This window comes from Acinetobacter modestus (assembly GCF_014636095.1).
Lineage (GTDB): Bacteria > Pseudomonadota > Gammaproteobacteria > Pseudomonadales > Moraxellaceae > Acinetobacter > Acinetobacter modestus.
In genome coordinates this window covers 316,642-331,196 of the sequence record NZ_BMDV01000001.1, presented here as the reverse complement: position 1 = coordinate 331,196, position 14,555 = coordinate 316,642, and the positions used below count along the sequence as shown (strand labels likewise).

Genomic DNA, 14,555 nt, shown 5'->3' with positions numbered 1-14,555 from the left:
GAGGAAATCCATTGATTCCCTCTGCTCAATGTCATTTAAGATGGTTTTTTTTGCTTCGAAGAAAACAGTTTTTCAACTGCACCCAGAATGAAAATGAAGAAGACTGGGACAAAGAAGACCGCCAGAATTGTTGCTGAAATCATGCCACCAAATACACCTGTACCTAAGGCATGCTGTGTTTCTGAACTGGCACCAGAAGCGATCACCAAAGGAATCACACCACAGGTAAATGCAAGCGAAGTCATCAAGATCGGGCGTAAACGCAGTTTAGCTGCGGCAACAGTGGCCTCGACTAAACTCATGCCTTCTTCTTTCAGCATCTTGGCAAATTCGACAATCAGAATCGCGTTCTTGGCTGATAAACCAATAATGGTAATCAGGCCAATTTTAAAGAACACATCATTCATCAAGCCTCGAGACATAATCGCAACCACTGCACCAAAGATACCCAAAGGCACGACCAGCATCACCGAAAGCGGAATTGCCCAACTTTCATAAAGTGCAGCCAGAACAAGGAATACCACCAGCATGGAAAGGGCAAGTAAGAACGCCATCTGAGATTCAGATTGCTTTTCCTGTAAGGAAATACCCGTCCATTCATAACCGATGCCTTTTGGTAATTTGGCAATCAGGTTTTCCATTTCACGCATGGCATCGCCAGATGACGTATCAAAGTTCGGGATACCTGCAATACTCAACGATGGGCGACCGTTATAGCGGTTATATTGCTGTGGTGCTTTATTCCATTGCGGTGTGACCACTTCCGATAAAGAGACCAATTGCCCATTTGAACCCATGACTTTCAGATTCAGAATATCTTTTAATTGCATCCGCGATTTGGCGTCGACCTGTACAATCACTTGTTGCATACGTCCCTGATTCGGGAAGTCATTGATATACATTGAGCCCATTGACGTTGAAATGATGTCAGAAACATCTGCGAACTTCACACCAAGAACATTCAATTTTGCACGGTCAATTTTTAAAGAAATATTGTCGCCTTGCGGTAGACCCTCATTCCAGACCATATAGAACTTTTTATTCTTGGCTGCCATTTCCATTAACTGGTCTTGTGCAGCTAAAAGTGCAGGCATCCCTAGGTTGGCACGGTCTTGTAAGCGTAAGCTGAAACCTGAAAAAGTCCCAAGTTCATCAATGGCAGGCGGAAGCACAGCCATGGTTGCGCCTTCTTTACTATGTGTCATCGTTTCATTGACAGCATTCGTCATTTCGCTTGCACTTGAAGTACGTTCTTTAAAATCTTTGAGCGTGGTAAAGGCAATACCTACGTTTTGACCTGCACCACTGAAACCCCAGCCCATAATGGTGGTGTTACTTTTGACATCCGGATTGTCTTTTAAACTGTTTTCAAACTCATTGACCACGCCTCGCGTCCTTTCGGCAGTGGCATCAGAAGGTAACTGGAACGAAGTCAAGAACCAACCTTGATCTTCCTCGGGCATAAAGGCTGTAGGCCAATACTTCATGCCTGCAAACGTAAGGCCTGTAATGACCACAAAGATCGCCATCATTGGAATGCTGTGTTTGATCACTTTCAGTAGGATCAATTCATACTTTTTGGTGACTTTATCGAAGCTACGGTCAAACCATGCAAAGAAACCTTTCTTTTGATGATGTCCATCAATCGGTTTGAGGATGGTGGCACATAGTGCGGGAGTCAAAATCAATGCCAATAATGCCGAGAACAGAATCGACACTGACATGGTTAAGGTAAATTGTTGATAGATAATGCCGACCGAACCACTGGCAAATGCCATCGGCAAGAATACTGCGGCCAAAACCAAGGTAATACCAATAATCGGGCTGGTGATTTCCTTCATCGCCTTGGAGGTTGCTTCTTTCGGTGGCAGGCCCTCAGTTGCCATAATCCGCTCGACGTTTTCCACCACCACAATCGCATCATCGACGATAATCCCAATCGCGAGCACCATACCAAACATGGTCAGTACATTAATCGAGAAGCCTGCAAGCAACATCACCGAAAAAGTACCCAACAGCGCAATTGGTGCAACAATGGCTGGAATTAAGGTATAGCGAACATTATGCAAGAATAAATACATCACAATGAACACCAGAACCATGGCTTCAAGTAAGGTATGAATTACTTTTTCGATTGAAATTTTAACGAAAGGTGCAGTGTCATAAGGAATACTAAATTGCATGCCTTCAGGTAAATTGAGTTTTAATTCTTCAATTTTGGCTCGAACACCTTCAGCCGTTTTCACCGCATTGGCACCCGGGCTGAGCTGAATTGCAGCAGCCGTTGCAGGTTTGCCATCTTCTAAAATCGCAAAGTTATAGGCCTGTGAACCCATTTCTACATTGGCAACGTCAGATAGTTTAATGACACTACCACTAGTCTTACTTTTGAGACTGATATTTTTAAATTGTTCAACATCGCCCAACTGACCTTCAGCAGACAGGGGGATTGTGATTAATTGACCTTTGGCAGCAGGCAAATCACCAAGTCGACCGGGTGCAATCTCGACGTTATTTTCGCGGATCGCATTATTGACATCACTAATCGACAGACCGTAAGATACCAGTTTGTTTGGGTCGACCCAGATACGCATGGCTTTTTCTGCACCGAAGGATTGAACTTTACCTACGCCTTCAACACGTTTCAGTTCTTCGACCACGTTACGGACCAGATAATCACTCAAGTCAACTTCAGAATATTGTCCATTTGGTGAGTTGATTCCAACCAGCATCAGGAAGCCTGATGAAGAGGTTTCAACCTGTAAGCCTTGCTGGCGAACCACTTGAGGTAGACGTGCTTCAACAGCCTTGATCTTGTTTTGTACATCAACCTGAGCCATTTCAACATCTGTACCTGGTTTAAAGGTCGCAGAAATCTGGGCTGTACCTGAGGTATCTGTAGTCGCGCTATAGTAAAGCAGGTTTTTAACTCCAGATAATTCTCGTTCGATCAAAGTCACAACACTGTCATTGATTGTCTTTGGAGTCGCACCTGGATATACCGCGCTAATGTTGACTTGAGGCGGCGCCACACTTGGAAAGCGGGCAATCGGTAATTTGGGAATACTCAGTAGCCCAAATAAAATAATGAAAATCGCAATCACCCAAGCGAACACAGGGCGGCGAATGAAGAATTGTGACATCATCATTGAGCTCCTTGTATTGCAGGGACTTTCCAGTTGCTGATTTCAAGTTTTTGATTCGGCTGAATACGGTCTACACCTTCTACAACCACTTTATCGCCTGTTTTAAGGCCTTTATTGGCGAGGTAGAACTGATCATATTGTTGTCCCAACTCAATTGGGCGAATCTCTGCTGCACCTTTGCTATTGATCACATACACTTGTGGCTCGCCATTGATGTTACGTTGTACCGCTTGTGCTGGAATCAAGAGAGCTTGTGGAACAGAAGCACGGTCAATATTGACACGTACGTACATACCGGGAAGTAACTTTCTTTCAGGGTTTTGAACTTCGATACGAATGGTGACATCGCCAGTTTCTGGATCGACATTAATGTCTTCAAATAGCATTTTGGCAGTGACGTTATACGCCTGACCATGGCTATTTGAAATACGCACCGTTTTTTCATTATTGGCGGATAGCTCACCACTTTGTAGCGCAGCTTGTAAACGTTCGTATTCACTAATTGACTGTTTTACATCGACATAGACTTTATCAATTTGTTGTACGGTTGCCATGGTATTGGCATCACCTTGGCTGACCAATGCACCTTCAGTGACAAACGATTGTCCGATCCGACCCGAGATCGGGGCACGTACCGTGGCATATTGCAGATTTAGGTTTTGACGTGTAAGTAAGGCTTTCATCTGGGCAACATCAGCTAAGGCCTGACGATATTCGGCTTGGGCATTACTGACTTCTTGCTTACTGATCGCATTGCTTGGCAATAGTTGTTCATAACGTTCTAACTGAACTTTTAAACGCGTTACTTCAGCCTCAGCCTTATTCAGAGAGGCACGATTACTGTTCACATCTGCTTGGAAGGTTTCAGCATTAATTTTATACAGCGCTTGGTCAGCTTTGACTTCACTGCCTTGTCGGAATAACACTTTTTCAATAATACCGCCGACCTGTGGGCGAATCTCGGCAGTTCTGAAAGCCTGTACACGGGCTGGCAAGTTTTCACTAAAGTTGACCGCTTGCGGTTGAAGATTTAAAACACTCACTTTCGCAGGGGGCGTTTCAGCTGGCTTTGCCTCATCAGAACCACAGCCTTGTAATACAAGCCCGATGGATAAAAATAATGGAAGTAATAGATGCTTTTGCATTCTGTCCAAACCTTGGGAGTTTTTGATGCTGGCATTATTTTCCAGCTTTGTGTAACCAACATCGGGGAAGTGTGGAAAAAGTGTGGAGATAAACAGATAAATCAGCGTATGATGAATCGATTGTTTTATTGATCTAGATCGTTATGTTTGAGCATTCCTTTTCTTTCGATTGTCACGACAAACTTATTCTTGTGGTAGAGGATGAGTATGATATTGGAGATATTATTGAGCACTATCTCAAGCGTGAAGGGATGCGTGTCATTCGGGCAATGAATGGCAAACAGGCGATTGAAATCCATGCCGCACAAACAATCGATCTCATTGTGTTGGATATAAAATTGCCTGAACTGAATGGCTGGGACGTACTCAGCAAAATTCGTCAAAAGGCGCAAACCCCCGTCATTATGCTTACGGCATTAGATCAGGAAATTGATAAGGTCATGGCATTAAGAATTGGTGCGGATGATTTTGTAGTCAAACCCTTTAATCCGAATGAAGTGGTGGCTCGTGTTCAAGCAGTGCTTCGACGAACACAGCAGAGTCAGCAGGTACTTAATAGAAATCTAAGTTATAAAAATATTGAAATTAATACCGATATTCATAGTGTTTATATTCATCAGCAACATAAAAAAGTAATGCTAAATTTAACCTTAACTGAATATAAAATCTTACTGCAAATGATTGATCACCCTCATAAAGTATTTACTCGTAGTGAGCTTTTAAATCATTGTCTGCCTGATAGTGATGCATTAGAACGTACAGTAGATAGTCATGTCAGTAAATTAAGAAAAAAATTAGAGGAGCATGGATTGCAGCAGATGTTGATCAATGTTCGTGGTGTCGGTTACCGACTAGATCATCCACAAGAAATATAGTGTAGTCAAATGATCAACAGGCAAGTTATTTGGAAAAAATGTTATGAAAAGTCACTCAGGAATCAGTAAACAGCTCTTTATTGCCTTAAGTATTGTGAACTTAAGTGTGACACTTTTTTCAGTTTTTCTGGGCTATTTCATTTATAACTATGCCATCGATGCGGGATGGATTACTTTAAGTTCATTACAAGAAGATTGGACGGAATTCCATTTTGTCGATTGGATTTGGCTATCTACGGTAATTTTTTGTGGCGGTGTCATTTCTATCATTATTGGAATGCATCTTGCCCAACGTTTTATTAAGCCAATCAATTTCTTGGCAGATGCAGCAAAAAAAATTAGTCAGGGCGATTTATCCGCGCGGGCTGATGACAGTCAAATTCATTCTACTGAAATAGCTGAGTTGATGCATAACTTTAATAGTATGGCAAAACAATTAGAAAGTTCTGTTAAAAATGCCCAACTTTGGAATGCTGCAATTGCGCATGAGTTAAGAACCCCTATTACGATTTTGCAAGGACGTTTACAAGGTGTTTTAGATGGTGTTTTTAAACCTGATGAAATCTTATTTAAAAGTCTATTAAATCAAGTTGAGGGTTTGTCTCATCTTGTTGAAGATCTTCGTACACTGAGCCTTGTTGAAAATCAACAGCTACGATTAAATCATGAATGGGTCAATATTCAGGACAGCGTTGAAAAAGTATTAAAAATATTTGAACAAAGATTCACTACAGCAAATTTAACTGCTGAACTGCGAGTAGCGACGACTCTTATTTTTTGTGACCGACGACGTATTGAACAAATATTAATTGCTTTATTTGATAATGCTGTTCGATACACAAATGCAGGCACAATTAAAATTTCTTCAAGTAGCACTGCTAAAGAATGGATTTTAAACATTGAAGATGAAGGGCCGGGCATTCCTCAAGAATATCAACAAGATTTGTTCAATCCTTTTTTTAGATTGGAACAGTCAAGGAATAAAGAATTTGGCGGTACAGGTTTAGGTTTAGCTGTTGTATATGCGATTGTAATTGCGCATAAAGGTTCAATTGAATACAGCAATCCAAATCAGAATAGTGTGTTTATCATTAAGTTACCGATAGAAAAAGATCATATATAAATTTTTTGAAAGTTTAAAATTTAGTTTGTAATTTTTCTTAATCTAAGTTGTTGATATAATTTGTATTTTACTAATGGTGAAAATGAAAATTAGAAATGAAAAAAATTTAATCAATCTTTAATCATTACCAGATTATTATTTAGACATAACATTGATCTAGAAGTTTTTTTACCACTTGGTAAAACCAAATAAAAAAATCACGTTTTTGTCAATTTATGTGTTCAAGTCGATATTTTTGTAGTATTCTTTTGTGAAAATTGTCAATAAATTCGTACAATTTGTCAATAAGAAATCTATCTTTACATTTTTTGTGGGTTCTGAAACATGATAAGCCGATTCAAGAAAAGTGCTGTCTCAAAAACTTCATTTATCGCTTTATTTGGCTTATTTGTTGGATTTCATAGTTCTATTGCATTTGCTCAACCTAAAGCAGGAAGTAGTATCACAAATATTGCAAGTGGTGACTTCTATGATGAACAAGGTAATTTGCAAGTTATTAATTCAAATGCAGTTATTTTAACTGTTCAACCAATTTACTCTTTAACTTTACAAAGTAATCAACAAAATATCGGGACTATTGGAAGCAAAGTTAACTTCCCGCATGTTTTAACCAACACTGGTAACATTGTAGACGACTATAAATTAAGCCTTACTCAGTTAACGAATGATCAATTTAATTTAGATAATGTAGCCGTTTACATCGATCGGGATCAGAATGGCGAGCCTGATGATAATAATAATTTACTGAATTCAACCACAAGTTTTCGTTTAGAAGCTGGCGAGTTTGCCTCATTAGTTGTAGTTGGAAGTATTCCAACCAACGTAACTGCAAATAACGTCGCTAATTTTACTTTAACAGCTACAAGCCAGCATGATAATGCGATCGCTATGACTGTAAGTGATACAGCAAAAGTTGTGGATGATGCTGTAATTCAAGTGACGAAATCACAAAATATCAGCACAGGTAAAACTGGCACGGAAATTACTTATACCTTAGCTTATACAAACACGGGTACTGCGGCAGCAAGACTCGTATTAAGAGATATCTTAGCTACAGATGTAACATATAAATCGGGTAGTGGTAGTTGGGGGAATGGTTCAGGATCGTTAACTGATGCTGATGATGTTGAGACGGGTGCAAATGCGCCAATAAAATATAAAGTGAGTAATGGGCAAGTAGATGTAGAGCTTGCAAGTGTGGCAGCTTTAAGTAAAGGCACAGTAAGTTTTAAAGTCACTGTGAATGCGAATGCTGCCGAAAAAGTTGCCAATACCGCCGACTATCAACAATACAATGCATCAAATGCTATTCTGAAAAATACGCTAACGAATACTGTAATTTTTAACGTTCAGCAAACCTTAGGTGTGGTACTTAACTATAGCCCAAGTAACGCGAATGATGATGGCGAGCCAAACGGTGGTTTGAATAACTTACAAATCCAAAATAATACTTTTGGTGGCGTAGCAAAAGAAGTCCAGTTTGATAATTATGTTTGGAATACAGGACAGGCGACTGATACTTATAATTTAAGCTTCGTTAAAAGTAACGTACCAAGTTGTGCTGTAGTTCGTTTATATCATGCAGATGGTCGTACATTGCTGACAGATACTAATGGCGATGGTGTAATTGATACAGGCGGATTGGCTTACGGCACTTCAAAAAGAATTAAATTAGGGGTTTATTTCCCAGCGAATTGTACTTCTACAAGTACAATGGATTTCGACATTACCGCAACTTCCGTAACAGATACTAGTGTAAAAAATAGTACGCGTGATCGATTAGTCAATACAGTTGCTGTGGGCGAAAGCGATTTGTATAACAGTAACAATTCAGGTGTGGGAGTTGGAAACGTTACTGGTTCAGGTGGGCAAGCTTTATTGGTGAAAAATGCTGTAAAAGGTGCAACAGCTGTTTTCCCACTTGTTATTCGAAATAATAGCACGGCCTCAAATAATTATAATTTGTATGCATCGAGTACAACGATTGACATTAATAGTATCAATACGACGTTACCAACAGATTGGGTAGTGAAGTTCTATAATGGTGATGCAACATGTCAAACGTTACAGGGAGAAATTACCAGTACTGGCAACATGGCGGCTGGAACAACTAAACAGTATTGTGCTGTTGTCACTGTTCCTGCGAATACGACTTTGACAAGTTTACCAATTTGGTTCGCTATGAAATCACCGATGAATGCTCAAGGTGACAGTATTAAAGATCAAGTTGATGTGGCTGTACGCAAGTTGACTTTAGCAAATGATCAACAAGGGCGGATTAATGTCGGCGGTACGGTTGTATATCTGCATACATTAAAAAATATGGGTACATTTGTTGAAGGTGATACAAGCGGAAAAGTAAGTCTTAGCGTAGTCCCTCAAAACATTAATGATGGTTTCACTTATACTTTGTATTACGATGCCAATAATAATGGTGTATTAGATACTACAGATCCGATCGCTACTGATTTGTCTATAACAGGTGGATTAAACCCTCAAAGTTCAGTTCAACTAATTTTAAAAGTTCAAGCTCCATTAACTGCAGTAAATGGTATTTCTAGTGCAGCAAATATCGTCGTCTCTGCCACGAATACAATCCAAGGTTTAACACTTACAACAATTCAAAATACAGATTTAACAACAGTTGATCCTACGCAACTTCGTCTGACCAAAGAACAGTCTAAAGATGAAGCATGTGCACTTATGAATGTTGCCACTGCGACCTATGCAAGTAACCCATTGACGATTAAGCCAAATCAATGCGTTACCTATCGTTTAACAATTAAAAATGATGGTTCAACACCAGCAGCGAATGTTGTGATTAATGACGTTGTACCTGCTTATAGTATTTTGCGAAATGCATTGCCGCCGTCAGTGAGTAAGGGTTCTGTAGCTGTGAGTGGAGATCAAATATCTGGAAATATTGGAGCACTTGCACCACAGGAGCAAGCAGCGTTGTATTTTTCTATTCAGGTTACACCTTAAGTTGGTCGGATGCTAAAAGATGAATATAATCAATACATTAGAAAATATCCGCAACAGCAAGATCACTTTAGGGATTTTGTTGGTTACTTTGTTGGGAGTGCATCAGTCTAGCTCTGCTGCTGTTCCTACACGCCAAATCATTAGTAATATGGCGATCGGTGAATACACTGAAGAAGGTTCAACCGTTGTCCAAGTCAGCCGTTCGAATTTAGTTCAAACAACGATTCTTCCAGTTTATTCTGTTAATTTAACGGCAAATAATACTAAAAATGTCGTAGCGGGTCAGACTGTATATTTTAACCATACTTTGACTAACACGGGTAATGAAGTCGACCAGTATACCTTTGCAGTGACAAATAATACTGGAGATAGCTATGACTACAGTAATCTATCTGTATTTTTAGATAAAGATAATGATGGCGTGCCTGATGGTGCAGCGATTACTTCTTATTCTTTAAGTGCGGGCGAGTCAGTTGGTCTTATTGTGGCGGCAAATGTACCGAGTGGAGCAACGGTTAGTCAAAATGGATCATTAACATTAACTGTAAATTCTTTAAATAGTGCATCTGAAACAAAGACCAATGTCGATACAGCAACTGTTACGAATCAGTCTGCTTTAGTTGTTCGTAAAAAGTTTTCTCAAACAAGCGTGGCAAATGGAGACGTTGTTACCGTTCGTTTAGATTATCAAAATTTAGGTAGTACAGCGACAGGCTCTGTAACTTTAACAGATACACTCAATTCAAATTTGGTTTATCAACTAAATGCTGGTGAGAATTGGAACGGTACAACTGTAAATCCAAGTACTGGGAGTAACGATCCAGCAGGAATCAATTACAGTGTGACATCAAATACTGTAACTGCAGTCATTAGCTCAGTACCAGCAAATACAACTGGCTATATTGAATTTAAAGTTAAAGTAAATAAAACAACTGCTGGACCAATTAATAATACCGTTAATTTTGGGTATGATCATGATAATAATACAACAACAGCAAATATATCTGATCTCAGTAACATAGCTGTACTTAATGTTGCTTCAATTTATGATGTCAAAATTAATGGTAGTGCAACTGATGTAAACAATAGTGCTACGGTTGTTGCTTCTGCTGCGGCTCAAGGTGGGGAGCTTAGCTTTAATAACTATGTTTGGAATAATGGTAATAATACTGATGTATTTAATGTAACAATGACAGGTAGTACATTTCCGACAGGTAGCCAAATTGAATTTTATCGTGCAGATGGCGTAACCCCATTATTAGATAGCAATGGAGATGGTATTCCTGATACAGGTTTATTATCCGCAGGTGTAAATTTACCAATCGTTGTTAAAGTACGTTTACCTAGTAGTTATGCTGTAACGACTGATACGACATTCGAAGTTTCACCTCAAGCTCAGTCTTTAGGTGATATTAGCAAAACGAGTTCGATTAAAGATCAGGGTAATTTACTTGCCACAACGGTAGCACGTTTAGTTGATTTGACGAATAGTCCTGAAAACAATGGTTTGGGTAATGGGAATGTTGATAACGCTGGTAATCCGTGGAAAATCGTGATTGCCGCAACAAGTACTAATCCTGTTGCGGGTGGGCAAGCAATATTTCCATTAAAAGTGAGCCATACTGGTATTGGAACTGAATATTTACTTAGTGCGAACTCGACGAGTAATTTTACAAGCTTAACTTTGCCTAATGGCGTGAACCGTGTTCGTTTTTATGTTTCTGGAAATGGTTCAAACTGTAATGTCATGGGTAGCGAAACAGGTAAAACCATCTATCTGAATAATGGTGAGAGTCAGTTAATCTGTGCTGTTGTTGAAGTGGATCAATTGAACAGTAGTGTAACTACACCGATCTATTTCCGCGCTCTTTCTACAAGTTTTGTAAGTGGTAATAATAGTAGTAATCCGAGCCAAGATATTATTATGGATGCGATTACTATTCAAAGTGTCAATTCTGTAGCTAAAGTAGAATTCACGCCAAATTTTCGTGGACAAGTCTCGCCATTAGGCACCGTCATTTATAGTCATCTTTTAATCAATAATACTGATGTTGATTATACAGGGAACTATAGTTTTCTTTCGAATAACGATCAGGTTGAGTTTAACAGCACTCTTTTCTATGACGTAAATGGAAATGGTGTTTTTGATGCTGGGGATTTGGTGATGAGAAGTTTAGCTGACTTGCCGGGTGGAAAATTAGCAGCACATACACAAGTCAAATTATTGCTTCAGGTTAAAAATCTTGTAGCAAATAATATTGCCCAAGCGAATACCACCACGATTAATTTAACGAATAATGCGAATGGTCAAGTTTTGGCATCAATTACTGATGTAACTACAGTGAATCAGAGACAATTGAAGTTGAGTAAGTTGCAAGCACGTGATTTTAATTGTGATGGCACAGCTGATGAGTCCTATACAACAAATAGTCTCAATATCGGTAAACAAGCAAATGGTCAAGGTCAGTGTGTTTTGTATAAGGTGATTTTAACCAATACAAGTGCTACTGCTATGAGTACTGCATTTACCTTTAGAGACATGACGCCTGCCTATACAGTTTTATCTCAATCGCCTATCTGCACATCATGTAGTAGTATGACGGCTCCTACAGTCGGTAATGCTGGTGCGGTTTCAGGAACATTAAATAGTGTAGCTGCAAACCAAAGTTATGAATTTAATTTCGGGGTGCGCTATGTGGGGCAGTAAGCAAAAAATGAAAAAAAATATCTCTAATTACAGCATGATGAATCATAAAGTTAGTTATATATATATTTTGGTTTTGTTTATCTTAACTTGTTTGATGTGTAGTCAAGCTGTATTGGCTGCTCCACCAACTATTGAGATTTATTCAGGCTCTGGTACAGGGCAACAAGGACCAAGAGCAGATACAACACCACATACGTTTTTGCTTAATAGAAATAACCCTTCAGATAACGTAAGTGAGGCTTATACGCCGACAACAACCGTTAGCTATACTATTACAAATTCCGTTTATAATACAGCAACTTATTCTGGTCAATCTGGGGCGAATAAACCAGAGTTAACGATGGGTGCAGCTGGAGATGCTACAAATGTAACAGCAGCAGATATTCTTAGACCACTGAATGCAATTGGTGGTGGTCAAGATCAAATGTTTGCCGCAAGCTTACAAAATGCGCCAAGTGGTTGTGTAAATGGGTCAGCCTGTTCAAGTACGAATGGCGGGATTAGTGCTGCGAATAATTATGGTGTAGCTATGTTTCTAATGACTAGAGGGCTTAGACTTGCGAGTGCCTCTAGTAATAGTAGAATAAAAATGGGAACTATCCAGGTAACTTTTAATAGACCTGTTACAAATCCTATTTTGCAAGCTGCGGGGATGGGGGCAACAGTAGGTAGTCTAGGCTTTGCTGCGGAGTTTACGTTAACAGGAAGTAATCTTTCGACATTACCTGTAATGAGTCGTTTGGCTGGGAGTAAAGAGTTAACTGTAAGTGGGAATGATATTGTTAATAATGCATCCAAAATTACAGCTACCAGTGGAAGTGGTGGGGCTAGTGGCAGTGTTTATATCAAAGGTAAAGGAATTACCTCATTAACATTTGATATTTATGTGCGTGGGGATGGTGGTGGAGCATGGGCCAACAATGGTGCAGATGCTTTCTTTTTTGGCCTCTCAAGTATGGATGCTGATAGTGATATTTCAATTGTTAAGAGTCAGCGCGTTGGGACATCAGGAACATTTGTACAGACCCAATTAAACAATGTTCCTGTTAATTCAATTATGCAATATCAATTAACTATCACCAATAATACGCCATCAGGTGCAACATTGGGTGGGACAGTAGCAAACTTACCTTTTAATGACACACTTCCAGTCAGTTTAAAAAATGTTTCTCTTGTTGGAACACCTATTACGACACAGGGTACAGGGGGAACAAGTCCATCGGCTACATCTTGTACACCAAGTTTGACTGGTAATGACAATACAGGTTGGACAGTTTCGGGACTGTTTACGGGTGCAACAACAGCAACCTGTATAATCACGATTCAGGGTACAGCAACCGCAGCAGGTACGTTAACCAATACAGCAACAATAGAGTCAACCTCATCAAATACGCTAGTGAGTAGTTCTGTTAATGCCGTGATCGTTAACCCAACAGCAATTACTGGACGAGTATTTGTTGATAATAGCGGAACAACGCTAGATGCGAGTAAAGCATATAATGGCATACAAGATGCAGGTGAAGTTGGGATTGCAAATAGTACAATTCGTTTGATTGACTGTAATACTACTACACAACTAGCTTCAACAGTGACAAGTGCAAATGGTGATTATGCTTTCTCAATTGTACCAAGCTTGTTGCCATCATTATTTTGTATTGTTCAGCAGAATTTACCTGAATATATTTCTGTCAGTGGCACAACGGGCTACACCCGTTCATCAGATACAATTGCTTTAACCAAGACAAGTGCGACAAGCTATGCAGCAAATAATTTTGGTGATGTGATTATTAATGTTGTGTTGAATGAAGATGGGCAGCATACAGTTATTGCTGGAGATGTCACGGACTATCCTCACCGTTTAAGCACACAAATTCCAGTTCAACTCACTCAATTAGTACAGACTCAGACTCAGCGACCAAATGCTAGCGCCGATCAACCTTGGCAAGCATTGGTTTATCGAGATACGAACTGTAATGGTCAGGTAGATATGGGTGAAGTTGTATTTAACCCAACTGCTGCAAGTACTGTTCTATTACAGCCAAGTGCTGATATTTGTTTAGTACAGCGAGTTCATGTACCAACTAATGTTGCTGCTGGCGCACAACATATTGGAACTCTTCAAGCAAGTTACCAATTTGCTCTGACAAATCCGTCACAAACGATTTTAGGGCAAACGCTTAAACGTCAGGATGTGACACTTATTGGTAGTGCTGGTTTAACACTGACAAAAAAAGTTCGTGCAGTCGCAAGCTGTCCTTCGACTTCTTCCGATACAAATGCATTTGTAACGACTAATCAGGCTGCTAAGCAAGATTATTTAGAGTATGAAATTACCTATAAAAATAACAGTACCAAGAAATTACAGAACGTAAAAGTGAAAGATAGTTTACCAATTGGTACTAATTTTGGCAGTGTGAGTTGTAGCCTAACACCAAGTGGAAATACTTGTAATACAAGCCATTCTGGTGATTATCTTGAATGGAGCTTGACTGGATTATTAAATCCATCAGCTTCAGGTACTCTGAGATTTTGTGTGTCGCAATAGTAAATAATAGATAGAGTATGCCGAAAATA

The 14,555-nt window shown here is 39.5% G+C and carries 7 protein-coding genes; 5 read left to right on the top strand and 2 right to left on the bottom strand.

All coding sequences use genetic code 11. The annotated features are described in order from the left end of the window. Window positions 1-35: 35 nt before the first annotated feature. Together IEV17_RS01555 and IEV17_RS01550 are read right to left on the bottom strand one after the other, a co-directional pair. Entirely contained in the window at window positions 36-3,146 is a 3,111-nt protein-coding gene (locus IEV17_RS01555; RefSeq protein WP_004662646.1) for an AdeB/AdeJ family multidrug efflux RND transporter permease subunit, read from the bottom strand. After that, window positions 3,146-4,291 (bottom strand): efflux RND transporter periplasmic adaptor subunit, encoded by a 1,146-nt coding sequence (locus IEV17_RS01550; RefSeq protein ID WP_004662644.1) that lies wholly within the window; start codon window positions 4,289-4,291, stop codon window positions 3,146-3,148. The genes IEV17_RS01555 and IEV17_RS01550 overlap by 1 nt, the downstream gene beginning before the upstream one ends. A 143-nt stretch (window positions 4,292-4,434) precedes the next feature. Here IEV17_RS01550 and adeR point away from each other — a divergent pair, with 143 nt between their 5' ends. From adeR to IEV17_RS01525, 5 genes are all read left to right on the top strand, one after another. After that, window positions 4,435-5,166 (top strand): efflux system response regulator transcription factor AdeR, encoded by a 732-nt coding sequence (gene adeR / locus IEV17_RS01545; protein ID WP_004662643.1) that lies wholly within the window; start codon window positions 4,435-4,437, stop codon window positions 5,164-5,166. Between the two features lie 43 nt (window positions 5,167-5,209). Further along, window positions 5,210-6,289, top strand: a complete 1,080-nt coding sequence (gene adeS, locus IEV17_RS01540; protein ID WP_004662640.1) for a two-component sensor histidine kinase AdeS — start codon at window positions 5,210-5,212, stop codon at window positions 6,287-6,289. A gap of 324 nt (window positions 6,290-6,613) precedes the next feature. Further along, window positions 6,614-9,274: a DUF11 domain-containing protein gene (locus tag IEV17_RS01535; protein ID WP_004662639.1), complete on the top strand. Its 2,661-nt coding sequence runs from the start codon at window positions 6,614-6,616 to the stop codon at window positions 9,272-9,274. 19 nt (window positions 9,275-9,293) lie between these two features. Continuing rightward, window positions 9,294-11,981, top strand: a complete 2,688-nt coding sequence (locus IEV17_RS01530; protein ID WP_004662638.1) for a hypothetical protein — start codon at window positions 9,294-9,296, stop codon at window positions 11,979-11,981. Then, complete coding sequence (locus tag IEV17_RS01525) at window positions 11,968-14,526, top strand: SdrD B-like domain-containing protein (RefSeq protein ID WP_004662636.1); 2,559 nt, start codon at window positions 11,968-11,970, stop codon at window positions 14,524-14,526. The genes IEV17_RS01530 and IEV17_RS01525 overlap by 14 nt, the downstream gene beginning before the upstream one ends. Window positions 14,527-14,555: the final 29 nt, after the last annotated feature.